At 62.0% G+C, this 22,132-nt stretch carries 18 protein-coding genes, 1 tRNA gene and 2 pseudogenes; 7 read left to right on the top strand and 14 right to left on the bottom strand.

Annotated features, from left to right (window positions below; genetic code table 11):
* Positions 1 to 84 precede the first annotated feature (84 nt).
* Positions 85 to 1,521: a dihydropyrimidinase gene (gene hydA / locus IFO71_RS12560; protein ID WP_192029983.1), complete on the top strand. Its 1,437-nt coding sequence runs from the start codon at positions 85 to 87 to the stop codon at positions 1,519 to 1,521.
* Positions 1,522 to 1,975: 454 nt separating this feature from the next.
* Here hydA and IFO71_RS12555 read toward each other — a convergent pair whose 3' ends face one another.
* From IFO71_RS12555 to murJ, 7 genes and pseudogenes are all read right to left on the bottom strand, one after another.
* Positions 1,976 to 2,845 carry a nitrilase-related carbon-nitrogen hydrolase gene (locus IFO71_RS12555; RefSeq protein WP_192029982.1) on the bottom strand — a complete coding sequence of 290 codons (870 nt, stop codon included), beginning with the start codon at positions 2,843 to 2,845 and terminating at the stop codon, positions 1,976 to 1,978.
* Positions 2,846 to 3,177: 332 nt separating this feature from the next.
* Positions 3,178 to 3,254: transfer RNA gene (locus tag IFO71_RS12550), tRNA-Met, on the bottom strand.
* A 36-nt stretch (positions 3,255 to 3,290) separates the two neighbouring features.
* Positions 3,291 to 4,247 (bottom strand): 4-hydroxy-3-methylbut-2-enyl diphosphate reductase, encoded by a 957-nt coding sequence (gene ispH / locus IFO71_RS12545; RefSeq protein WP_192029997.1) that lies wholly within the window; start codon positions 4,245 to 4,247, stop codon positions 3,291 to 3,293.
* Positions 4,247 to 4,747: a signal peptidase II gene (lspA, locus tag IFO71_RS12540; RefSeq protein WP_192029981.1), complete on the bottom strand. Its 501-nt coding sequence runs from the start codon at positions 4,745 to 4,747 to the stop codon at positions 4,247 to 4,249. The genes ispH and lspA overlap by 1 nt, the downstream gene beginning before the upstream one ends.
* 227 nt (positions 4,748 to 4,974) lie before the next feature.
* Positions 4,975 to 7,611 (bottom strand): annotated as a pseudogene (gene ileS / locus IFO71_RS12535) (isoleucine--tRNA ligase); the annotation flags it as partial.
* A gap of 174 nt (positions 7,612 to 7,785) precedes the next feature.
* Positions 7,786 to 8,736 carry a bifunctional riboflavin kinase/FAD synthetase gene (locus IFO71_RS12530; RefSeq protein WP_192029979.1) on the bottom strand — a complete coding sequence of 317 codons (951 nt, stop codon included), beginning with the start codon at positions 8,734 to 8,736 and terminating at the stop codon, positions 7,786 to 7,788.
* 45 nt (positions 8,737 to 8,781) lie between these two features.
* Positions 8,782 to 10,425 (bottom strand): murein biosynthesis integral membrane protein MurJ, encoded by a 1,644-nt coding sequence (gene murJ / locus IFO71_RS12525; protein ID WP_192029978.1) that lies wholly within the window; start codon positions 10,423 to 10,425, stop codon positions 8,782 to 8,784.
* Between the two features lie 93 nt (positions 10,426 to 10,518).
* On the opposite strand from murJ, the gene rpsT reads away from it, so the two are divergent.
* Positions 10,519 to 10,782 carry a 30S ribosomal protein S20 gene (rpsT, locus tag IFO71_RS12520; RefSeq protein WP_192029977.1) on the top strand — a complete coding sequence of 88 codons (264 nt, stop codon included), beginning with the start codon at positions 10,519 to 10,521 and terminating at the stop codon, positions 10,780 to 10,782.
* A 77-nt stretch (positions 10,783 to 10,859) separates the two neighbouring features.
* On the opposite strand, the gene cgtA is transcribed toward rpsT, so the two are convergent.
* From cgtA to rplU, 3 genes are all read right to left on the bottom strand, one after another.
* Positions 10,860 to 11,936 (bottom strand): Obg family GTPase CgtA, encoded by a 1,077-nt coding sequence (gene cgtA, locus IFO71_RS12515; protein ID WP_192029976.1) that lies wholly within the window; start codon positions 11,934 to 11,936, stop codon positions 10,860 to 10,862.
* A 237-nt stretch (positions 11,937 to 12,173) separates the two neighbouring features.
* Positions 12,174 to 12,437 (bottom strand): 50S ribosomal protein L27, encoded by a 264-nt coding sequence (rpmA, locus tag IFO71_RS12510; RefSeq protein ID WP_192029975.1) that lies wholly within the window; start codon positions 12,435 to 12,437, stop codon positions 12,174 to 12,176.
* Positions 12,438 to 12,464: 27 nt separating this feature from the next.
* The gene (gene rplU, locus IFO71_RS12505) at positions 12,465 to 12,776 is read right to left on the bottom strand and encodes a 50S ribosomal protein L21 (RefSeq protein WP_192029974.1); all 312 of its coding nucleotides are present in this window, start codon (positions 12,774 to 12,776) and stop codon (positions 12,465 to 12,467) included.
* Positions 12,777 to 13,003: 227 nt separating this feature from the next.
* On the opposite strand from rplU, the gene IFO71_RS12500 reads away from it, so the two are divergent.
* The 3 genes from IFO71_RS12500 to IFO71_RS12490 all read left to right on the top strand — a co-directional run bounded on the left by IFO71_RS12500 (position 13,004) and on the right by IFO71_RS12490 (position 17,073).
* Entirely contained in the window at positions 13,004 to 13,516 is a 513-nt protein-coding gene (locus tag IFO71_RS12500) for a DUF3016 domain-containing protein (protein ID WP_192029973.1), read from the top strand.
* Between the two features lie 84 nt (positions 13,517 to 13,600).
* The gene (uvrA, locus tag IFO71_RS12495; RefSeq protein WP_192029972.1) at positions 13,601 to 16,522 is read left to right on the top strand and encodes an excinuclease ABC subunit UvrA; all 2,922 of its coding nucleotides are present in this window, start codon (positions 13,601 to 13,603) and stop codon (positions 16,520 to 16,522) included.
* Positions 16,519 to 17,073 (top strand): acyl-CoA thioesterase, encoded by a 555-nt coding sequence (locus IFO71_RS12490; protein ID WP_192029971.1) that lies wholly within the window; start codon positions 16,519 to 16,521, stop codon positions 17,071 to 17,073. The genes uvrA and IFO71_RS12490 overlap by 4 nt, the downstream gene beginning before the upstream one ends.
* Positions 17,074 to 17,287: 214 nt before the next feature.
* On the opposite strand, the gene IFO71_RS12485 is transcribed toward IFO71_RS12490, so the two are convergent.
* The gene (locus tag IFO71_RS12485) at positions 17,288 to 17,737 is read right to left on the bottom strand and encodes a copper chaperone PCu(A)C (RefSeq protein ID WP_192029970.1); all 450 of its coding nucleotides are present in this window, start codon (positions 17,735 to 17,737) and stop codon (positions 17,288 to 17,290) included.
* A 118-nt stretch (positions 17,738 to 17,855) separates the two neighbouring features.
* On the opposite strand from IFO71_RS12485, the gene IFO71_RS12480 reads away from it, so the two are divergent.
* A complete protein-coding gene (locus IFO71_RS12480) occupies positions 17,856 to 18,617 on the top strand; it encodes an enoyl-CoA hydratase/isomerase family protein (protein ID WP_192029969.1) in 762 nt (253 codons plus the stop codon).
* 32 nt (positions 18,618 to 18,649) lie between these two features.
* Here the strand turns inward: IFO71_RS12480 and IFO71_RS12475 are convergent, their stop codons facing one another.
* The 3 genes and pseudogenes from IFO71_RS12475 to IFO71_RS12465 form a co-directional block, all read right to left on the bottom strand.
* Positions 18,650 to 19,537: a sulfurtransferase gene (locus tag IFO71_RS12475; protein ID WP_192029968.1), complete on the bottom strand. Its 888-nt coding sequence runs from the start codon at positions 19,535 to 19,537 to the stop codon at positions 18,650 to 18,652.
* A gap of 15 nt (positions 19,538 to 19,552) precedes the next feature.
* Positions 19,553 to 20,364: pseudogene (locus tag IFO71_RS12470) on the bottom strand (CoA pyrophosphatase).
* 51 nt (positions 20,365 to 20,415) lie between these two features.
* Complete coding sequence (locus IFO71_RS12465) at positions 20,416 to 21,096, bottom strand: FKBP-type peptidyl-prolyl cis-trans isomerase N-terminal domain-containing protein (protein ID WP_192029967.1); 681 nt, start codon at positions 21,094 to 21,096, stop codon at positions 20,416 to 20,418.
* A 249-nt stretch (positions 21,097 to 21,345) separates the two neighbouring features.
* Here IFO71_RS12465 and IFO71_RS12460 point away from each other — a divergent pair, with 249 nt between their 5' ends.
* Positions 21,346 to 22,128 (top strand): enoyl-CoA hydratase-related protein, encoded by a 783-nt coding sequence (locus tag IFO71_RS12460; protein WP_192029966.1) that lies wholly within the window; start codon positions 21,346 to 21,348, stop codon positions 22,126 to 22,128.
* Positions 22,129 to 22,132 lie beyond the last annotated feature (4 nt).

Raw genomic sequence — 22,132 nt, 5'->3', positions numbered from 1 at the left:
AAGCCAAGCCTGGACTCGCTTCTTGCACCCTAATCGGCTTTGCGCTAAAGCTGTCGCTCTGAATTCGTCTTGTGGAGGCTGGTCATGAACTTGTTGATTCGCGGCGGAACGGTCGTCGATTCTGAAACCAGCTATCGCGCTGACGTCTTGTGCCAGAACGGCCGTATTGTGGCCATCGGCGAGGATCTCGCGGCGCCCACCGGATGTCAGATCGTCGAAGCCGGTGGCTGTCTGGTGATGCCGGGTGGTATCGACCCGCACACCCACATGCAACTACCCTTCATGGGCACGATTGCCAGCGACGATTTCTTCTCAGGCACGGCGGCCGGCATCGCTGGCGGCACCACCTCGATCATCGACTTCGTGATACCCAACCCACAGCAGTCGTTGATGGAGGCATTCAACACCTGGCGCGGCTGGGCTGAAAAGGCGGCGGGCGACTACGCGTTTCATGTCGCCGTGACCTGGTGGGACGAGACCGTGCATCGCGACATGGGCGTTCTGGCAACCGAACATGGCGTTCAGAGCTTCAAGCACTTCATGGCGTACAAGAACGCCATCATGTGCGACGACGAGGCCTTGGTGAACAGCTTCAGCCGCTGCATTGAGCTGGGTGCGCTACCGACCGTGCATGCCGAAAATGGTGAGTTGGTATTCCAGCTGCAGAAGCAGCTGCTCGACAAGGGCATGACTGGGCCGTCGTCACACCCGCTCTCGCGACCCCCTGCGGTAGAAGGCGAAGCAGCCAACCGTGCCATCCGCATCGCCGAGGTGCTGGGCACACCGATCTACGTTGTGCATGTTTCCTGCGAGGAGTCGCTGAATGCCATTGCCCGCGCGCGTGGCGAAGGTCAACGAGTGTTCGGCGAAGTGTTGGCCGGTCACCTGTTGATCGACGAAAGTGTCTATCAAAGCGAGGATTTCACCTTCGCGGCGGGCCATGTCATGAGCCCCCCGTTCCGACCGAAGCATCATCAGGATGCGCTCTGGCAGGGCCTGCAGGCCGGACATCTGCAAACCACCGCCACCGATCACTGCTGTTTCTGCGCGCCGCAGAAAGCCGCCGGCAAGAACGATTTCACCAAGATTCCCAATGGCTGCGCCGGCATCGAAGATCGCATGTCAGTGTTGTGGCACTACGGCGTGGGCAGTGGCCGACTGACCCCCAGTGAGTTCGTGCGGGTCACCTCCACCAATGCCGCACAGATCTTCAATCTGTATCCACGCAAGGGTGCGGTGCGTGTGGGGGCCGATGCGGATCTGGTGGTATGGGACGCGCAGGCGTCGCGAACGATATCCGCCAAGACCCACCATCAGAACATCGATTTCAATGTGTTCGAGGGCCGCACGGTCACCGGCATCGCCGTGCACACCATCGCCAACGGCAAGCTGGTCTGGACCGATGGCGACTTGCGCGCCGAGCGCGGCGCAGGGCGCTATCTACCGCGCGCATGCGGGCCGGCCTACGCCGAAGCCAACGCGCGTCGCCTGGCGCAGACTTCGTGGCGGCATCAGGCCTGAGCAATGCAAAACAATCTGGCTGTACTGCCTCAACTTCCAGTCCATCAAAGGCAACACATTTCGAGTTGCCCTGTTCGCACTGAGAGACAGCCCGAAGGCCGGACGAGAGTCCGGGCGCGGTAGCGATGAAATCGCCTTGACGCACCCTGAGCTTGTCGAAGGGTGCCTCACCGAAGCGAGCCCTGAAGGCACCCACGCGAGCATTGAGGTTGCAATGCTGGGTCGGCTGGCTTCGACAAGCTCAGCCAGCGTGGCGGCGACCCGAAGCGCCCCTTCTCCCCGAGGGAGTGGCCGGGGGTGAGGGCCGGGTGTCCTCAACGGTCGTTTGCAACCACACCCACGGCGTATTCGTACCCTCACCGGCCCTTCGGGCACCTTCCCCCAAAGGGAGAAGGACAACAAGGCGCCACCGTCCGCTCCTGGCCGCCAGCGCCGCTCAGCAGGCCGCCTTTACCTACGGTTCCACCAAACTGCCATAACTATCGGGGCGTCGGTCTCGATAGAACTGCCAGACCTTGCGCACTTCCCGAATCTGATCCAGATCCAGCTCGGCGACGACTAGCTCGTCATGGTCACGCGAACCCTGCGCCAAGAACTGTCCGCGCGGATCACAAAAATAGCTTTGGCCGTAGAACTCGCCGATATTCCACGGCGCTTCGGTGCCCACTCGATTTATCGCGCCGACGAAATAGGCGTTAGCCACCGCGTGCGCCGGCTGCTCCAGTTTCCACAGGTATTCCGACAATCCTGCCACTGTCGCCGAAGGATTGAACACGATCTCGGCGCCGCCCAGCCCCAGGGCGCGTGCGCCCTCCGGAAAGTGGCGGTCATAGCAGATGTACACCCCGATCCTGGCATAGGCGGTGTCGAACACCGGATAGCCCAGATTGCCAGGTCGAAAGTAGAACTTTTCCCAGAACCCCGGCAGGCAATGCGGGATGTGATGCTTGCGATACTTGCCCAGATAGCGACCGTCGGCATCGATCACCGCTGCGCTGTTGTAGAACACACCGGGCTGATCCTCTTCGTAGATCGGCACCACCAGCACCATCTGCAGCCGTTTGGCGATGTCCTGCATCAAGCGAACGGTTGGGCCGTCAGGAATCGCTTCGACACTGTCGTACCAGCGCGGATTCTGCTCGGCGCAAAAATACGGCGCGGTAAATATCTCCTGCATGCACAGGATCTGCACGCCGGCCTTGCCAGCCTGCTCGATGAAACCCACTGTTTTGTCGATATTGGCCTGCCGAATGGTGGCCAAGGGCTGGTCCACCGGGCACGCCATCGAGGTTTGAATCAAGCCGCATTTGACCACGCGAGACATCGTCGCCACCTCACTGTGTCTGACCCCTGGTCACCGATGCTAGTCCGGTTTGCCGCCAAGGTCACGATGGTTCACATCGGCAGTCCGTTGCACCGCGCCAGCCAGGTGGGTTCGAATGGCCCAAGCGTGCTGTCTCGGGTATGCCCGTCCTCGCCCTGCCCTACAACGCCCATCGTATCGCCCTGAGAGGCGAATCGATGCGTGCCAGATGTGCTCGCGCGAAACCCGACTGGCCACAAAGCACTGCGCGAACTGACCGGCGATTGCATCATCGTCAGAAACGAAAACGGCCAACCCGTTGCCGAGTTAGCCGTATCGTTTCACTGCTGATGTGGTAGCGGGGGCAGGATTTGAACCTGCGACCTTCGGGTTATGAGCCCGACGAGCTGCCAGACTGCTCCACCCCGCAGCAGTGAGCCACGAAGTATACGCAGGAATCAGATCTTTAGCAAGACACTTGTACCGCCACGCGCAATTCCTTGGGGAGGGCAAAGACCATGCTCTCGGTAACCCCGGACAATTCTTCTACCGCGCCGGCACCCAATGACTGCAGACGGGCGATGACGCCCTTCACCAGCACTTCCGGCGCCGAGGCGCCGGCGGTGACGCCGATGCGTGAACAGTCGCTCAGCCATTCGGGTTGGATGTCGTCAGCACCGTCGATCAGGAATGCCCGGGCGCCCTGCTTTTCGGCCAGTTCGCGCAGACGATTCGAGTTGGACGAGGTTACCGAGCCCACCACCAGCACCACTTCACAGCGATCGGCCATGGCCCGCACTGCATCCTGGCGGTTCTGCGTGGCATAGCAGATATCATCCTTGCGTGGGCCGTCGATCTTCGGGAAACGTTCGCGCAGGGCGGCGATCACCGCGGCCGTATCATCGACTGACAGCGTGGTCTGAGTGGTGTAGGCGAAGTTTTCCGGTTGCGACACTTCCAGTGTGGCGACGTCCGCTGCCGACTCGACCAGATAGATCTGGCCACGACCGGCCTCGCGCTGCCACTGCCCCATGGTGCCTTCAACCTCGGGGTGACCGGCGTGGCCGATCAGCACCACGTCGCGTCCGGCCCGGCAATGCCGCGCCACTTCCATATGCACCTTGGTCACCAGCGGACAGGTGGCATCGAACACTTTCAAGCCGCGTTGCTCGGCTTCCTTGCGCACGGCCTGGGAAACGCCGTGCGCGCTGAAGATAACGATCGAGTCATCCGGCACATCGACCAGTTCTTCGACGAAGATCGCCCCGCGAGAGCGCAGATCTTCGACCACGAACTTGTTGTGTACCACTTCGTGCCGCACGTAGATCGGTGCGCCGAAGTTCTCCAGCGCGCGATTGACAATCTCGATCGCCCGATCGACTCCGGCGCAGAACCCGCGCGGATTGGCCAAGACGATTTGCATCATTTCTTCTCCTGCTCACCGCCGACGAAGCCAAACACGGCCAGTCCAATGGCCCCGGCCACGATAGCGGAGTCGGCGACGTTGAATGCAGGCCAATGATAATCCCGCCAGTACCAGTCGACGAAATCGACCACATAACCGTAGCGAATACGATCGATCAGATTGCCGATCGCGCCGCCAATGATCAACGCCAGCGGCAGGGCCTGCTTCCAGTCACCGCGACCGGTCCGACTTAGCATATAGGTCATCAAGGCACTGAGCACGATGGCCAGACCACTGAACAACCAGCGCTGCCAGCCGCCATGCTCGCTCAGGAAGCTGAAGGCGGCACCGTAGTTGAAGGTCAGGGTCCATTGCCAGAAGCCCTCGATCACCGGCACCGGGCTATGCATGGTCAGCGTATCGAGAGCCCATTGCTTGCTGAGGTAGTCGAGCAGAATGATCAGCAGCGACAGGCCCAGCCAAGGCAGCGCGTTCGGCGCCGTGCGCTTTAGAACCACAGCCGCACCTCACCCTCGCCCGCCACATTGCTGACGCAGCGACCGCAGGCCTCCGGATGATCATGCTCCGGCTGCTCACTGCGGTGCTGGCCCACGTCATCCCGGTAGTGCCAGCAGCGGATGCATTTGCCGTGATCGCTGGCCTTGGCCACGATCCAAGCCTCCAGACCCTCAGCCTTGCTGGCATCCGCTGGCTTGTCACTCAGCGGGTGCAGGCGCAGGTAGGAGGTAATGAACAGGAAGCGCAGTTCGTCCTGCACCGGCTGCAGGCTCTGCAGCCACTGGTCTGGCAGATACAGATCAACCTCGGCTTCCAGGGAGGCGCCAATTGCACCACCCGCTCGCATTGGTTCCAGCACCGCCGACACCGCCTCGCGCAGATCCAGCAGTTGATCGAACTGTTCAGCACTCAGGGCGGCATCCGCTGGCAGCGCTGCCATCCCCTCATACCAGGTGGCGAACAGCACGTGCTGTTCGCGCTGGCCCGGCAAATGATGCCAAACCTCGTCAGCAGTGAAGCTCAGAATCGGCGCCATCCAACGGACCAGGGCTTCGGCGATATGGAACATCGCAGTCTGCGCCGAGCGCCGGCCGAGCGAGTTCTCCGCCATGGTGTAAAGACGATCTTTGGTAACGTCGAGGTAGAGAGAGCCGAGATCGACGCTGCAGAAGTTGCCCAGCTTCTGCACCACGCTGGCAAAGTCGTAGCGCTGGTAGGCGGCGGTGATCTCCTGCTGCAATCCCTGAGCACGATGCACGGCCCAACGATCGAGCAACACCATCTTTTCCGCGGGAACCGCATGCTGGCCCGGGTCAAAACCGTGCAGATTGCCGAGCAGGAAGCGACAGGTATTGCGAACGCGGCGATAAAGATCGGCAGTGCGCTTCAAAATCTCCTGCGACAAGGACATCTCGTTGCGATAGTCGGTCGAAGCGATCCACAGACGCAGAATATCGGCACCCAGGGTCTTCATCACTTCCTGCGGCGCCACCACATTGCCGAGCGACTTCGACATCTTGCGGCCGTGCTCGTCGACGGTGAAACCATGGGTGAGGACCTGCTTGTACGGCGCCGCACGATCCATGGCGATGGCGGTCAGCAGCGAGCTCTGGAACCAGCCGCGGTGTTGATCGGAGCCTTCCAGGTACAGGTCGGCCGGCTTGCCCAGCCCCCGCGCAGCCAGCACCGCCTCGTGAGTTACTCCGGAATCGAACCAGACATCGAGAATATCGCTGACTTTTTCGTAGTCCGCTGCTTCGGCGCCCAGCAGCTCGGCCGGATCGAGTGCGTACCAGGCATCGATGCCGCCCTGCTCCATGCGTAGAGCCACCTGTTCCATCAATTCAACTGAGCGCGGATGCGGTTCGCCGCTGACTTTGTGCACGAACAGGGCAATCGGCACACCCCAGGTGCGCTGACGGCTGATGCACCAGTCCGGCCGGCCTTCGATCATCGAACGGATACGCGCCTCGCCCCATTCGGGGAACCAGCCCTTTTGCTTGCCGATCTCGCTGATTGCTGCCATGGCCTGTTCGCGCAGACAGGCCTGATCCATCGAGATGAACCACTGCGGCGTGGCACGGAACGCAACCGGCGTCTTGTGCCGCCAGCAGTGCGGATAGCTGTGCTGCAGCTTCTTCTCGCACAACAACACGGTTCGTTCCCGCAGCAGGCCGATGATGCTGTCATTGGCCTTCCAGATGAACTGGCCTTCAAACAGCGGAGTGCCTGGCAGATACACACCGTTGCCGCCAACGGGATTCAACTCGGGCGCGCTGTAGCGTTCGGTCAGGCCGTACTTCAGGCCCACTGCAAAGTCTTCCTGGCCGTGGCCGGGTGCGGTGTGCACCGCGCCAGTGCCATCTTCGGCCGAAACGTGATCGCCGATGATCAGTGGCACCTCACGGTCGTAGAACGGATGACTGAGCAGCAGGTTTTCCAGCGCTGCGCCTTTCGTCTTACCTAGCACCTTGACCTGCTCGACGCCGTAGCGTGCGAGCGCCGCGGCCGCCAAGGCCTCGGCCAACACCAGGTGACAGCGCTGCCCGCTTAGCGCAGGCCCCTCGACCAGCACGTAGTCGAGCTCTGGCCCCAGGGTGACCGCGAGGCTGGCCGGCAAGGTCCAGGGCGTGGTGGTCCAGATCGGCACTGCGATCGCCGCTGCGCCGGCATCGGCAAGGCCAAAGGCGCGAGCCACGGCATCGGCGTCTCGCGCCGGATAGGCGACGTCGATGGCCGGCGAAGTCTTTTCGGCATATTCGATCTCGGCTTCGGCCAGGGCCGAGCCGCAGTCGAAACACCAATGCACCGGTTTGAATCCACGGCTCAGATGGCCATTGGCGACGATCTTGGCCAGCGAGCGTACGATGTCGGCTTCGAAGCGGAAATCCATCGTACGGTAGGGATTCTCCCAGTCGCCAAGCACACCCAGGCGAATGAAATCGGCCCTCTGGATGTCGATCTGTTCGGCGGCGTACTCGCGGCACTTGGCGCGAAAAGCCGGCGCATCGAGCTTGCTGCCCACTTTGCCGTGCTTCTTCTCAACCGCATGTTCGATCGGCAGACCATGGCAGTCCCAGCCCGGAATGTAGGGCGCATCGAATCCATCCATCAGGCGCGACTTCACTGCGACGTCTTTCAGGATCTTGTTGACCGCATGACCAAGATGAATCGGCCCATTGGCATACGGCGGGCCATCATGCAGCACGTACTTTGGCTTGCCCTCGCGCTGCTGACGAATGCGTTGGTACAGCCCCTGCGATTGCCAGCGAGCCAGCATGTCCGGCTCGCGCTTGGGCAGATCACCGCGCATGGGGAAGTCGGTGGCGGGCAGATGGATGCTCTTCTTGTAATCCTGACTCACGCCAGTCTCCGTTCAACGTCTTTGTGATTGGTTCGGGAACTTGAAGCTTGAACATCGTGCTCAACTTCAAGTCCCGCGAATCCGTTACAGGCCCGGACTCGCGGGCGCTTCACAGCGACTACGTCGCTGCGCGCAAGCAGCCCGTCCATGGGCTGCATCCTTGAGCCCGTCCATTCAAACATCGATGGACAGGCTCAAGGAGTTAAGTATCTCGCGCGCCTGGACGGCATCGCGTTCCATTTGGGCGACCAGGCTGGGCAAGTCGGGAAACTTCTCTTCATCGCGCAGCTTGGCGACGAAATCGACGGTCAGTCGTTGACCGTAGAGATCACCGTCAAAGTCGAACAGATGCACTTCGAGCAAGGGCTCGACTCCGCCCACTGTGGGGCGAGTGCCGATGCTGCAGACCGCCGGCCAGGGCGCCTCACCGACACCCTGCACCCAGGCAGCGACGATGCCGTCCAGGGCCGAGCGTCGGCCAGCCAGTCGGATATTGGCGGTGGGAAACCCAAGTTTGCGCCCAAGCCGTTGGCCGCGCACTACCCGACCGCTGAGGCGGTAGGGATGTCCGAGCAAATGATTGGCGTGTTCCAGGTCGCCATCGGCCAAGGCCTGTCGTACCCGCGAGCTTGAGACGCGTTCTCCTGCCAGTTCGAAGCGATCGAAAATGCGGCAATCGAATCCGTGCTGCTGTCCCAACTCGGCCAACAACTGTGGATTCCCCGCCCGGCCTTTGCCAAAACGGAAGTCCTCGCCGACCCAGACTTCGGCGGCCCGCAACCGCGATACCAGCACCCGTTCGACGAATTGCTCGGCACTCATGCTGGCGAGCCGCTGATTGAAACGCAGCAGCCCGATCCAGTCGATCCCGAGCTGACTGAGCATCTGCACGCGCGAGCGGAAACCTGCAATTCGCGGCGGTGCCTTGTCGCCGAGGAAGAACTCGCGCGGCAACGGCTCGAAGCTGAGCACGACGGACTGGGCCTGCAACAGGCGCGCGCGATCGAGCGCGCTCTGCACCAACGCCTGGTGCCCCCGGTGGAGGCCATCAAAGGCGCCGATACAGACCACGCTGCGATGCGAACTCAACGGCCCGCCACCGACGTCCCTAAACAGCCTGCTCATCGCCGCGAGTATACCTTGCAGTGCAGCATGCGCAGTCTGCAGCCCTCAATGGTGGCGCAACTGGCGCGGCCGCAGTCCGGCAAGCAGCAAGCCCAGGCCATAGGTCAGCGCCCCCGTGGCCACCGCCGCCAGCAACAAGCCCCAGCGCTGCCACTCGGCATAGCGCGCAAAATCTCCCACCTGCTGTCGCAAGACGAGCACGGCAACCGCCATGCAACAAAGCCCCAACAGCAGCTGCCACAGGAATCGCCGCCAGCCGGCCTGCAATTCGAATCCGCCGCTACGACGCAAGGCGCGCCACAGCAAGGCGGCATTGGCCAAACCCGCCAGCGCGGTGGCCAAGGCGATACCGGCGTGCGCGCCGGGCACACCGTTCAACCATAGCGGCGTGACGATAGCGACGGTCAGGCTGACATTGATCGCCACCGTCCATAGCGCGGCTCGCATCGGGGTCTTGGTGTCCTGACGCGAAAAGAAGGCCGGCGCCAGCACCTTGCTCAACATGAAGCCGGGCACCCCGATGCTCATGGCGGTGAGTGCCAGGGCGGTCATCAAGGAGTCTTCGGCAGTAAACGCGCCACGCTGAAAAATCACCACTGCCAAGGGCTCGGCCAACAGGGCCAGCCCGGCGGCAGCAGGCAAGCCAACCAGCAAGATCATTCGCAGCCCCCAGTCGACGCCGCGCGAGAACCCGGCCGTATCGGCGGCCGCGGAGCGTCGCGACAGGTGCGGCAGAATCACCGTGCCGATGGCCACGCCAAATAGGCCGAGCGGGAATTCCACCAAGCGATCAGAGTACCAAAGCCAGGTCTGACTGCCGGCCACCAGCAAAGACGCAAACGCGGTGCCGATGATCAGATTGATCTGCGCCACCGACGATGAGAACAGCGTCGGCAACATCAATTTGCCCACCCGTCGCACTCCGTCATGACCAAGGTTCAAACGCAGCCGTGGCAGCATCCCGTGCCGTGCCAGGCTAGGCCAGAGCAGCAGAAACTGGGCAATTCCAGCGACGAACACGCCCCAGGCCAGGGCCTTGGCTGGCACATCAAGCAGACCGGCGAGCAACAACATCGCGGCGATCACCGACAGGTTGTGCAGAACCGGCGTAAAGGCCGGCAGAGCAAAGCGCTGCATGCTGTTCAATACGGCACCCGCCAGGGCGGTCAGCGAAATAAAGAACAGGTAGGGAAAAACAATCCGCAACATCTCGGAGGTCAGGGCAAATTTCTCCGGCTGCTGCAGGCTGCCCGGTGCAACCACCGAGACGATCAGAGGCGCTGCCAGCATGCCAAGCGCGGTGATTACCAGGACAGCGGCACAAAGCGCGCCGGCGACGTGGTCAAGAAAATCCTTCAACGCTCGCTCGTCACCGTTTTGCTTGAGCTCGTTGAACACCGGCACAAAGGCCATGGCGAACGAACCTTCGGCGAAAATGCGCCGCAGATAGTTGGGAATGCGGTAGGCAATGGTGAACGCATCGGTGGCCACGCCGGCACCAAAGAGATGCGCCTGCAGCACATCTCGGGCAAAGCCGGCGATGCGCGACAACAGGGTCATGAAGCCGAATGCGCCTGCGGATCTGGCCAGTCGCGGGGCCTGGGTGGTCTGCCCGGGGTCGGCGTCACCGCTGGGCGCCAAGGCGGATGCGCTGCTGGCGGCCTCTTCCCGACTGTCTTGAGTTTTCATGACCTACTCGCGATCATTGACGATTGCATAGCCAGCATCCATAATTGGCGGTCTCATTCGGTTCCGTCCGTTTCATCTCAGGAGTAATTTCCCTTGGCCAATATCAAGTCCGCCAAAAAGCGCGCCAAGCAGACCGTCGTTCGCAATGCGCGTAACGTCGCTCAGCGTTCGATGCTGCGCACTGCTGTCAAGAAAGTTCTGAAGGCAATCGACGCCGGCGATCAAAAAGCCGCCACCGATGCTTTCTCGGCTGCCCAGCCGATTCTGGATCGTTTCGCCGCTCGCGGCTTGATCCACAAGAACAAAGCCGCTCGTCACAAGAGCCGGCTGAACGCGCGGATTCGCGCAATCGCCTGATCGATAACGGACGGAACCTACGAGAAAGCCGGCGCAAGCCGGCTTTTTTGTTGTCACTTGACTCCGACCACCGAGGCTCATTCGGCCGACTTGCTTGCAGAGGCCGCCGCAGACGCTTCATCCGCCGCTTCACGCTCGGCTGCGCGCATGGCATCCAGAGCCTGCATCACTTTCTGGCAGACCAGCTCGGTGCCCTGCGCGGCAATCGCCGAGATGGCAAACCACGGCGCTTGCCAATCCAGCGCGTTCAACACCGCCTGAATTTTCGCCTCACGCTCATCCTCGGGTAGCAGATCGACCTTGTTCAGCAACAGCCAGCGCGGTCGCTCCAGCAATTCGTGGTCGAACTTCTCCAGTTCCTTCTCCAAAGCCCGCACCTGCTCCACCGGATCGACTTCATCTACCAAGGGCGCGATGTCCACCACATGCAGCAGCAGCCGATTGCGCTGCACATGCTTGAGGAAGGTGATGCCCAGACCAGCGCCTTCGGCGGCGCCTTCGATCAAGCCTGGAATATCGGCGATCACGAAACTGCGGTGCTGCTCGATACGCACCACGCCGAGGTTGGGATATAGAGTGGTGAACGGATAGTCCGCCACCCGCGGCCGCGCAGCAGATACGGCACGAATGAACGTGCTCTTGCCAGCGTTGGGAAAGCCAAGCAGGCCCACATCCGCCAGCAACTTCAACTCGAGCCGGATCTCGCGTTCCTCTCCCGGCGTACCAGAGGTGGTACGGCGCGGCGCTCGATTGGTCGAACTCTTGAAGTGAATATTGCCCAACCCGCCCTTGCCACCCTGAGCCACCTTGAGCAACTGTCCGTGCTCGGTGAGGTCGCCCATGATTTCTTCATTCTCGACCTGGGTGACCTGAGTACCGACCGGCACGCGAATGATGATGTCCTCACCCTTCTTGCCGTACATCTGTCGACTCATGCCGTTTTCGCCACGCTGCGCACGAAACATGCGCTGGTGGCGAAAGTCGATCAACGTATTGAGGTTCTCATCTGCCTGCAGCCAAACGCTGCCGCCGTCCCCGCCGTCGCCACCATCCGGCCCACCCAAGGGAATGAACTTCTCACGGCGAAAGCTGCAGCAGCCGTTGCCGCCGTTGCCGGCAAATACGCGGATATCAGCTTCGTCGACGAGTTTCATTGGAGAGCCGGGATGGGAGATTCGGGACTCGGGATTCGCAAGTGCGGCAATCTTGAGCCGCCAGTACAGATACCGAACTGCTTGAAGTTTAGCCAGATTGGACAGGTCAGGTTCTGACGGGAAAGTGTCGAGCAGCGGGCAGCCGCTCTACGAATCCCGAATCCCGAATCTCGAATCCCGGCCGTACAAACACAAAACCCCGCCGAGGCGGGGCTTTGCGCGCGATGACGGTGCGACTTAGGCGTCGACGGTCTTCACGCTAACGGTGCGGCGATTCTTGGCGCCTTTCACCGAAAATTCGACCTGACCATCGACCAGGGCGAACAGGGTGTGATCACGACCGAGGCCGACGCCGCTACCCGGATGGAACTGGGTGCCGCGCTGACGGACGATGATGTTGCCGGCTTCCACGGCTTGACCGCCGAAGATCTTTACGCCGAGGTATTTGGGGTTGGAATCGCGGCCGTTACGGGTACTGCCGCCTGCCTTCTTATGTGCCATGACTGATGCTCCAGGCTACGGTCGCGCTTAAGCGCTGATACCGGTGATTTCGATTTCGGTGAAGTGCTGACGGTGGCCCGCCTGCTTACGGTGGTGCTTACGGCGACGGAACTTGACGATCCGCACCTTGTCGTGACGGCCGTGGTTCTTTACCTCTGCCGACACCTTGGCGCCGGAAACCAGCGGCGCACCGACGGTGACCTTGTCGCCATCGCCCACCAGCAGCACCTGGTCGAAATCGACCTTGCTGCCCGCCTCAACGTCGAGCTTTTCGACGCGCAGGACTTCGCCTTTCATTACCCGGTACTGCTTGCCACCGGTGACCATGACTGCGTACATGTTGTGCCTCTGTAGTTCTTCTGTCGGACTGAAACACTCTACCGGCGGCGACCGAAATCGGCTTTGCTGGCAGAAAGACCGCGGATTGTAGTCCGTACGGAGGCCGTTGGTCAATTACCGACCGAACAATCAGGCATCCAACCTCAGCTGACTGGCCGCCGCGACCACACTGGGACGGGCGCAGACTTGGGCTTATCCTGTCGCAAGGCCCACCTCGGGGACGAGACATGAATCTGCGCACCGGTATTCCGCTCCTGCTCGGTTTGCTGTTGGCCGCATCCTCAGCCCTCGGTCAGGACATGTCAGCGACGTCGGTTGAGGTCGAGTTCCTCAACCCGGATGAATACACCGACGCCGACTACGGCAAAGGCATACACCAGCGCGAAGGCGAAGCGAATTTTCGCCAGCTACGGAAATTTCTGCAGCAGCAGGCACCGAGCTACCTGAAGCCCGGACAACGCCTGCTGGTCCAGTTCACCGATATCGATCTGGCCGGCGACCGCGAACCCACCGCCCGGCTGGAAATGCGCGACGTCCGCATCATTCGCTCGGTGTACCCGCCCAAACTCGATTTTCACTACCGTCTCACCGACGAGCTTGGCAATGTACTGCGCGAAGGACAGGCGTCGATCCGTGATCTGGGCTTCGAGTTACATCATCGGTCGCGGATGTCCGACCCGTTGCGCTACGAGAAGCGCATGCTCAGCGAATGGCTGAGAGACGAATTCGTCAACCGGTAGTGGGCGTCGGTCAGTCGGCGTTCGCAAAATTTGAGCGCGGCGACTGGTTAGACTGTCGCCCCCCAATGCCGCCAGTGAAGAAGCATGGACAGCATCCGCATTCGCGGTGCGCGCACGCACAATCTGAAGAACATCGATCTTGAGCTGCCCCGCGATCAGCTGATCGTGATCACCGGCCTGTCCGGCTCTGGCAAGTCCTCGCTGGCCTTTGACACCATCTACGCCGAGGGTCAACGCCGCTACGTCGAGTCGCTGTCGGCCTATGCGCGGCAGTTCCTGTCGGTGATGGAAAAGCCCGACCTCGATCATATCGAAGGCCTGTCGCCAGCGATTTCGATCGAGCAGAAGTCGACCTCGCACAATCCTCGCTCCACCGTGGGCACGATCACCGAGATCTACGACTATTTGCGCCTGCTCTATGCCCGAGTCGGCAGTCCGCATTGTCCGGATCATGGTCACGCGCTGGAAGCACAGACCATCAGCCAGATGGTCGACAGCACCCTGCAGCTCAATGGCGAAGAGCGCTTCATGCTGCTGGCGCCGGTGGTGCGTGAGCGCAAGGGTGAACACCAGCAGGTGTTCGAGCAACTGCGCGCCCAGGGCTTGGTGCGCGCCCGAGTCAATGGCAAGGTGGTGGAACTCGATGCCGTGCCGAAACTGGCCCTGCGGCAGAAGCACACCATCGAAGCGGTGATTGATCGCTTCCGCCCGCGCGCCGATCTTCAGCAGCGCCTGGCGGAGTCATTCGAAACGGCACTGAAGCTGGGCGACGGACTGGCCATCATTGCGCCCATGGATGACCAGAGCAGCGCCGAAATCCTGTTCTCCTCGCGATTCTCCTGCCCGGAGTGCGACTTCGCCCTGCCCGAACTTGAGCCGCGACTGTTTTCCTTCAACAGCCCGGTCGGGGCCTGCCAGAGCTGTGACGGCCTGGGCGTCAGTCAGTTCTTCGACCCCGATCGTATCGTCACCCAGCCCGACAAGAGCCTGGCCGCAGGTGCGGTGCGTGGCTGGGATCGACGCAACATCTACTATTTTCAGCTAGTGATGTCGCTGGCCAAGCATTACCGATTCGATGTCGACACGCCCTGGAAGACCCTGCCAAAGCAAACGCGCGAAGCAATCCTGTACGGCAGTGACGGCGAGGCGATTCAATTCACCTACATGACCGAGAGCGGGCGCAAGTCAACGCGCGAACATCCGTTCGAAGGCATCATCAACAACATCCAGCGCCGCTATCGGGAAACCGAGTCATCCTTGGTGCGCGAGGAGCTATCGAAATTCATCTCCGAACAACCCTGCCCGAAATGCAGCGGTCAGCGCCTCAATCGCAGCGCCTGTCATGTCACCGTCGACGGCCAGAACCTACCGTCGATCACCGCCCTGCCGATCGATCAATGCCTGAAGCTGTACGAGTCGCTGAAGCTGGAGGGCTGGCGCGGCGAGATCGCCGCCAAGATCGTCAAGGAGATTCGCGAACGGCTGCACTTCCTGGTCGACGTCGGCTTGGATTATCTCACCCTGGAACGTCAGGCCGATTCGCTATCCGGCGGCGAGGCCCAACGCATTCGTCTTGCCTCGCAGATCGGCGCCGGCCTGGTCGGCGTGATGTACGTGTTGGACGAGCCCTCAATCGGCCTGCACCAACGCGACAATGAGCGGCTCCTCGGCACCCTGCTGCGTCTACGCGATCTCGGAAATACCGTGATTGTGGTGGAACATGATGAGGATGCGATTCGCGCTGCAGACCATATTGTCGATATTGGCCCCGGCGCTGGCGTGCACGGCGGAGAGATCGTGGCCCAGGGCAGCTATGCGCAGATTCTCAAAGCACCGCGTTCGATCACCGCGCAATACCTGTCTGGCCAGCGTGCGATCCAGATTCCTGCCCAACGCAAGCGCGTAGATCCCGATCGCGTTCTGCGCCTGATCGGCGCCAGCGGCAACAATCTGAAGAGCGTCGACCTCGAGATTCCGGCCGGCCTGCTGGTCTGCGTGACCGGCGTCTCGGGCTCGGGAAAATCGACCCTGATCAACGACACCCTGTACCGACTTGCTGCGGCGGAACTGAATGGTGCCAGCCAGAAACCTGCGCCCTTCAAGTCAGCCTCGGGCATGGACCTGTTCGACAAGGTGGTCGACATCGACCAGAGCCCGATCGGCCGCACACCGCGCAGCAATCCAGCCACCTACACCGGCCTGTTCACTCCGCTGCGGGAATTGTTTGCTCAGGTGCCCGAGGCCCGCGCGCGCGGTTACTCGCCGGGCCGCTTCAGCTTCAACGTCAAGGGCGGACGCTGCGAGGCCTGCCAGGGCGACGGCCTGATCAAGGTCGAGATGCACTTTCTGCCCGATGTCTATGTGCCCTGCGACGTCTGCCACGGCAAGCGCTACAACCGCGAAACCCTGACCATCACCTACAAGGGTCACACCATCCACGATGTGCTGGAGATGACGGTGGAGGATGCACTCAGCCTGTTCCAGCCAATTCCGAGCATCGCCCGCAAGCTGGAAACCCTGATGGCGGTGGGCCTGTCCTACATCAAGCTGGGTCAGTCGGCGACCACACTGTCGGGCGGCGAAGCGCAGCGGGTAAAGCTGTCGAAGGAGCTGTCCAAACGCGACACCGGCCGCACCCTGTACATCCTCGATGAGCCGACCACCGGCCTGCACTTCCATGACATCGAGCAGCTGCTGGGCGTATTGCATCGCTTGCGTGACGAAGGCAGCACGGTGGTGGTGATCGAGCACAACCTCGATGTGATCAAGACCGCCGACTGGATCGTCGACCTCGGGCCGGAGGGCGGACACCGCGGCGGAGAAATCATCGCCACTGGCACGCCCGAGCAGATCGCCGCTCACCCGGATTCGCACACCGGGCGCTTTCTTGCGCGTATCTTGGGCCTTGAGCAGCCCCATGCCGTCGGCAAATCCGCGCGTCGGCGCGCCAAGCCGGCCACAGCACCGGCGAGCAAACGATCGACCCCGGCCAGGAAACGCGCATGACCGAGCAGGAAAAGGACAGCAAGCCAAAACGCAAGTCGACCAACCGCCGCAAGAAGCCAGCGGCGAAGAAGTCGGCAGCCAAGAAGTCAGCAGCGAAGATAAGCCTACCAGCGCCGAACGAGGCCGAGGCCACTGACGCTACGTGCAGCAATTGCCATGTCATCGAAGTGCGTTGGCGCGATCTTGACGCCTTCAATCACGTCAACAACGCGACTTTTCTCACCTACCTGGAAGAAGCCCGGTTGCTGTGGCTGGAAAGCCTGGATGGCGAATGGCTGACCGAGACCAGCGCACCGGTACTGGCCGCCGCTAACCTGCAGTTCCGTCGCCCTGTGGCCTGGCCGGAAACGGTGCGAGTGGAGCTGCGCAGCTCACGCGTGGGCCGTTCCAGCATCACATTGGAGCATCGCATTGTCTCGGCCAATCAACCCGATGTACTGTACTGCGACGGCTCAGTGGTGATGGTCTGGGTCGATGCCACCAGCGGCAAAGGCGCAGACCTGCCGCCGGCGGTAAGACGAGCGGCGGAGGCTTTGTTGCCCGGGCAGTGAGACTACCAGTCCGGCGTCTGCGTCTGCTTGTCGATGCTGCGCAGGTCGCACGCCAGAGCCCAACGTTGCCAAGACTTCATGCACTCTTCGATAGGCTCAGGGTTCGCAACACCTACGCGGGCTGAGCTTGTCGAAGCCCGCGGCGACGGAGCGGCCTGGTTTGGTGCTTGATGTAGCTCAAGTCGTTCTACGGGCGCTGCGACGCGATTGCCAATCAGGACTCCGGCGCTTCACGCCTTACGGTGAACGCCACCGGCAGGGGCTCGTCGTTCTCATCCAGCAGATCGATCGCTACCGTGGTGCCTTCCGCCAGTTCACCTGTCGGTCGCATCAGCATGAGGTGCAGGCCACCCGGCTCCAGCTTGACTGTCGCGCCGGGCGCGATTTCCAGCAGCGGCACTTCGCGCATGCGACTGACACCATCGACTTCTTCGGTGCGATGAATCTCGATCAAGCCGAAGGCGCCGCTTTGCCCACCCTTGAGACGCAGCGGCTGCTCGCCCTCGTTGCGCAGTTCGACATATCCGGCCAGCATCATCGCGCCGGACGGAGCCAGGCGAATCCAGGCATTCGAGCCTTTGAGCTTCAGTTCGGCCAGGGCCGAGCCGCTGAACAGCAACAAGGCAGCACTTAGCATCAGGTTCAAACAGGTTCGGGCAGACATTGCGGTCGACCATATAATCAAGGAAGGGCCGAATTCTAGCAGCCAACACGCCGGCACCGATGAACCCGGAGCTGCGCCCTGCTAGAGTTGTGACTTGCCGCCGCCCGAGAGCACGTCCGTGATCGAACGCCACATCCATGCCCATGATGTTTTTGAGATTCGCCTGGCCCGACCGCCGGTCAATGCGCTGAATCCAGAACTGCTCACTGCCCTTACTGATGCGGTGATGATCGCCCCGCAGGAAGGCGCGCGCAGCCTGATCGTCTCAGGTGGCTCCGGCGTGTTCTCCGCCGGTCTGGACGTACCGTACTTGTTGACCCTCGAGCGCGCCGCGCTGGAGGAGGCCTGGCGCAGTTTCTTCCGAGCTTGCGCCGCTTTGGCCACCTCGAAGATTCCGGTAGCCTGCGCGATTACCGGGCACAGCCCGGCCGGCGGCGCCGTGCTGAGCCTGTACGCCGACTATCGAGTGATGGCCGAAGGCGACTTCCGCATTGGCCTGAACGAAACTCAGGTCGGCTTGATTATTCCCGAAACCATCCACTACGCCCTGCGTCGCCTGGTCGGCGCTCACCGCGCCGAACGCCTGACCACCTCGGGAGCCATGATCGATTCGGCCCAGGCGTTGCGTATCGGCATGGTCGACGAATTGGCCCCGCTCGATCAGGTGATAGCGCGCGCGCAATCCTGGGCCGAACTTCACAACCAGTTGCCGCGGTCAGCCATGCTGGGCAATCGAGCGATTGCTCGGCGCGATTTGATTGAGGCAACCGGCCGACCCGAACAGCTCGACCTGAGTCAGTTCCTCGACGCCTGGTTCAACGAGGAAACCCAGTCCGTGCTGCACGCTGTGGTGGCCCGCCTCAAAGCCAAACGCGAGTGACATGACGGCGCCGAAGCGCCGTGTTCAGTGGGTCAGCTGTTGGCCGCTTCGCGCAGTTGACCAAATGGCTGGTCACCCTTGGCCACCGGGCGGGTCGAATCCGAACACCATTCGCTCCACGAGCCGGCATAAACTCGCGACCCGCGTAGCCCGGCATGCTCCATGGCCAGCAGGTTGTGGCAGGCAGTCACACCAGACCCGCACATGTGGATCACTTCGGTCGCGGGGTGGTGGCCCATCATCAGCTTGAATTCGGTGGCCAATAGACCCGGCGCCTTGAAGCGGCCGGTCACGTCCAGATTGAGTGCATAGTGACGATTGATCGAGCCCGGAATATGGCCGGCCACCGGGTCTATCGGTTCGATATCGCCGCGGTAGCGCTCTGGCGCACGGGCATCAATCAGCGGACCGCTGCCCGGTACGGCCATGCGCGCCGCCACCACCGCCATGCTGCTGATCTGCTTGACGTCGAAGCGGGCGGTGTAGGTCACCGGCTTCGGCCGGGGAATCTGCTTTTCAACTTTCTGCCCCTGCCCCACCCAGGCAGCAAAGCCGCCATCAAGGACAGCAATGCGCTCGTGGCCGAGCAGGCGCAACATCCACCATAGACGCGCGGCGAATGCACCGTCGGCGGCGTCATAGGCGACCACCTGGGTGCTCTGGGTAATGCCCCAGCGGCCAAGCTTGCTGCAGAACGCGGCCGAATCAGGCAGGGGATGCCGTCCGCGGCGCGTCTTGCCGAGGTCGGAGAGGTCACGATCAAGGTGAGCAAACACCGCGCCCGGGATATGTCCCTCGAGATAGGCTGCCTCACCGGCCCGCGAATCGCGAAGGTCGTGACGACAATCGACCACCACCAGGGGCTGGTTGCCCAGTGCAGCGCGCAGCTCGTCGCAGGAAATCAAGGTTTTGCAATGCATGCGGGGCGATCCGGCTCAGGGCTTTCGTTCGAGGAAACGGCGCAGGTTGAGAATCATGGCAGCGGTGGCGCCCCAGATTCGATACGGGCCGTAGTTGAACTGCCAATAGTGCCGCATCCGACCGCGAAATTCAGCCTGAACCTGCTCGGCATTGTCCGCCTGCATCACAAAATCGAGCGGCACCTCAAACGCTTCAGCCACTTCCGCGTCTTGCAGATTGAGGGTAAAGGCCGGATCGAGTCTGGCCACCACGGGCAAGACGCGGAACCCGGTAATGGTGGCGTAGGCATCGAGGAAGCCCAGTGGCTCGATCAGTTCGGGCGCAATGCCGACTTCTTCTTCCGTCTCTCGCAGCGCCGCGGCCACGGCATCGCGGTCGTCGGCTTCGAGGCGTCCACCGGGAAAGGCGATTTGCCCGGCGTGGTGGCGCAGGGTGTCCGTGCGTCGAGTGAGGAACAATCTCGGGCCGTCACGGCGCGGCACCAGCCCCACCAGTACCGCTGCCGGATGCAACTGGGCGGGCAGCAAGTCGGCCAGTTCGTCCTGATTCCAGGCCGGCCCGGCGGGCGGCTGATCCAAGGCATGGAAAGTAGCGGCGTCAAGCAAGGAATCGACGCCCGACTTCACGTCCGCGCGCACTCCCGCTGCGGCAGAACATCGTTCATCAGTGTTTCGCGCTGCGCGGCGCTCATGCTCGACCAGGCGGCGATTTCATCGCCGCTGCGAAAACAACCCGTGCACAGACCATCGTCACCCAGCTCACACACGCCGATACACGGCGTGGCGATGGCGGCTACAGGGGCTTGGGTCCAGCGAAACTCGAACATTGACCATCTGCTCAGTGGGCGCAGCGAGAAGTCACTGCGCCCAGCAAGGCATTACTGCACTTCAACCAGCTTGAGGTCGAACACTACAGCCTGATTCGGGCCGATCGGCGAACGCGGCCCGTTGCCGTAGGCCAGCTCGGCCGGCAGGAAGACTTCCCAGCGGGAGCCGGCCTTCATCAGCGGCAGCACTTCCTGCAGACCCTTGATCGGCGCATCAGCGACCTTCATCGACACCGGCTGGTTGCCGGTATAGGTGCTGGCGAATTCCTGACCGGTGTACAGCGAGCCGCGGAAGTGCAGCTTCACTTCGCTCGAGGTGGCCGGACGCGAGCCGCTGCCGTCTTCGATCACGCGGTACTGCACGCCGCTGGGCAGCGCGACGATACCGGTCTTGGCGCGATTCTGGGCCAGGAACTGATCGCTCTTGCTCTTGTTCTCGTTGGCCACCTTCTCGAACTCGCTCTTGGCCTGTTCCAGCAGGCGAGCCTGCATGGCTTCCATGGCGGCGCGCATATCGGCCTCGGCCACCGCCGGCTGACGCTGTGCATAGCCGTCCTGAATGGCGCGGATCACCGTGTTCAGATCGACCTCAAGCTTCTTCTCGGTGAAGTCGCGGCCCAACTCATAGCCAATGGCGTAGCTCATCCGCCCCTTCTCACTGGTGGTGTCCTGGGCCACCGCCGTGCTCATTCCCGCTACCGCCAGCAATGCGGCCACAAAGCGCAACTTCATCCAAACTCTCCTAAAGATCAAACCTCGAACCGACCTGTCGGCAATGAATGACTCATCTGCCGCGGGCGCAAGAGGATACCCGGCCACGACAGCCGACACCACTCGCCCGCACAGGAACCAGACAGGATTGGCCCAGCGGGCCCTTCGGACGCTGATTGACCAGCAAAGGCGGAACAAGTTCCCTGGCCGGCTACAATGGCTTCCTGCTTTTGCGTTGCCCAGATCCATTCATCTAAGCCGAGGATTTATATGGCGTTTCAAACCCTGCATTGCGAAGACGCCGGCGCCGTCCGCCGCATCATCATCAACCGTCCCGACAAGCTGAACGCGCTGAACCGGCAAACGCTGGCCGACCTGCATCAGGCCTTCGATCAGGCGGCAGCAGACGATACGGTTCGCGTCATCGTGCTCAGCGGCGCTGGCGGCAAGGCCTTCGTGGCGGGTGCCGACATCAGCGAACTGGCTGAGCTCAGCCCCATCGAGGCACGTGAATTGAGCCGCTTCGGCCAACGACTGATGCGCAAGATCGAAACCCTGGGCAAGCCGGTGATCGCCGAGGTGGCGGGTTTCTGTCTCGGCGGCGGCATGGAGCTGGCCATGGCCTGCCACCTGCGCCTGGCCAGTCGCAAGGCCAAGTTCGGCCAACCCGAAGTGAACCTCGGCGTTATTCCGGGCTTTGGCGGTACCCAGCGCCTGCTGCGTCTGACCAGTCGCGCCGCCGCGCTGGAGCTTTGCCTGTTGGGCGAGCAGATCGACGCCGAGCGTGCCTACCAACTCGGAATCATCAATGCCGTGTTTGAACCCGAACAGCTGGCCGAAGAAGTTCAGAAGCGCGCCGAACACATGGCGGCACTGGCACCGCAGGCGCTGCGCGGGGTGATCGAGGCGATCACCGTTGGCGCCGAGAGCGCGCTGGACGTTGGCCTGGAATTCGAAACTCAGGCCTTCGCCGTGGCCTTTTCGACCGAGGACATGCGCGAGGGCACGCAGGCCTTTCTCGCCCGTCGCCCAGCGGAGTTCAAGGGGCGCTGATCGC

The organism is Pseudomarimonas arenosa (assembly GCF_014841215.1).
Taxonomy (GTDB): Bacteria; Pseudomonadota; Gammaproteobacteria; order Xanthomonadales; family Xanthomonadaceae; genus Pseudomarimonas; species Pseudomarimonas arenosa.
The sequence above is the reverse complement of the archived record's forward strand: the minus strand, read 5'-3'. Positions and strand labels throughout refer to the sequence as shown.

Excerpts from the sequence above, each read along its gene's own strand:
- IFO71_RS12490 (WP_192029971.1), top strand. The coding sequence starts at position 16,519 with ATGACCGAGCAGGAAAAGGACAGCAAGCCAAAACGCAAGTCGACCAAC.
- rplU (WP_192029974.1), bottom strand. The coding sequence starts at position 12,776 with ATGTACGCAGTCATGGTCACCGGTGGCAAGCAGTACCGGGTAATGAAA.
- IFO71_RS12555 (WP_192029982.1), bottom strand. The coding sequence starts at position 2,845 with ATGTCTCGCGTGGTCAAATGCGGCTTGATTCAAACCTCGATGGCGTGC.
- IFO71_RS12460 (WP_192029966.1), top strand. The coding sequence starts at position 21,346 with ATGGCGTTTCAAACCCTGCATTGCGAAGACGCCGGCGCCGTCCGCCGC.
- IFO71_RS12485 (WP_192029970.1), bottom strand. The coding sequence starts at position 17,737 with ATGTCTGCCCGAACCTGTTTGAACCTGATGCTAAGTGCTGCCTTGTTG.
- ispH (WP_192029997.1), bottom strand. The coding sequence starts at position 4,247 with ATGCAAATCGTCTTGGCCAATCCGCGCGGGTTCTGCGCCGGAGTCGAT.
- IFO71_RS12500 (WP_192029973.1), top strand. The coding sequence starts at position 13,004 with ATGAATCTGCGCACCGGTATTCCGCTCCTGCTCGGTTTGCTGTTGGCC.
- IFO71_RS12475 (WP_192029968.1), bottom strand. The coding sequence starts at position 19,537 with ATGCATTGCAAAACCTTGATTTCCTGCGACGAGCTGCGCGCTGCACTG.
- uvrA (WP_192029972.1), top strand. The coding sequence starts at position 13,601 with ATGGACAGCATCCGCATTCGCGGTGCGCGCACGCACAATCTGAAGAAC.
- IFO71_RS12465 (WP_192029967.1), bottom strand. The coding sequence starts at position 21,096 with ATGAAGTTGCGCTTTGTGGCCGCATTGCTGGCGGTAGCGGGAATGAGC.
- cgtA (WP_192029976.1), bottom strand. The coding sequence starts at position 11,936 with ATGAAACTCGTCGACGAAGCTGATATCCGCGTATTTGCCGGCAACGGC.
- hydA (WP_192029983.1), top strand. The coding sequence starts at position 85 with ATGAACTTGTTGATTCGCGGCGGAACGGTCGTCGATTCTGAAACCAGC.
- rpmA (WP_192029975.1), bottom strand. The coding sequence starts at position 12,437 with ATGGCACATAAGAAGGCAGGCGGCAGTACCCGTAACGGCCGCGATTCC.
- murJ (WP_192029978.1), bottom strand. The coding sequence starts at position 10,425 with ATGAAAACTCAAGACAGTCGGGAAGAGGCCGCCAGCAGCGCATCCGCC.
- IFO71_RS12530 (WP_192029979.1), bottom strand. The coding sequence starts at position 8,736 with ATGAGCAGGCTGTTTAGGGACGTCGGTGGCGGGCCGTTGAGTTCGCAT.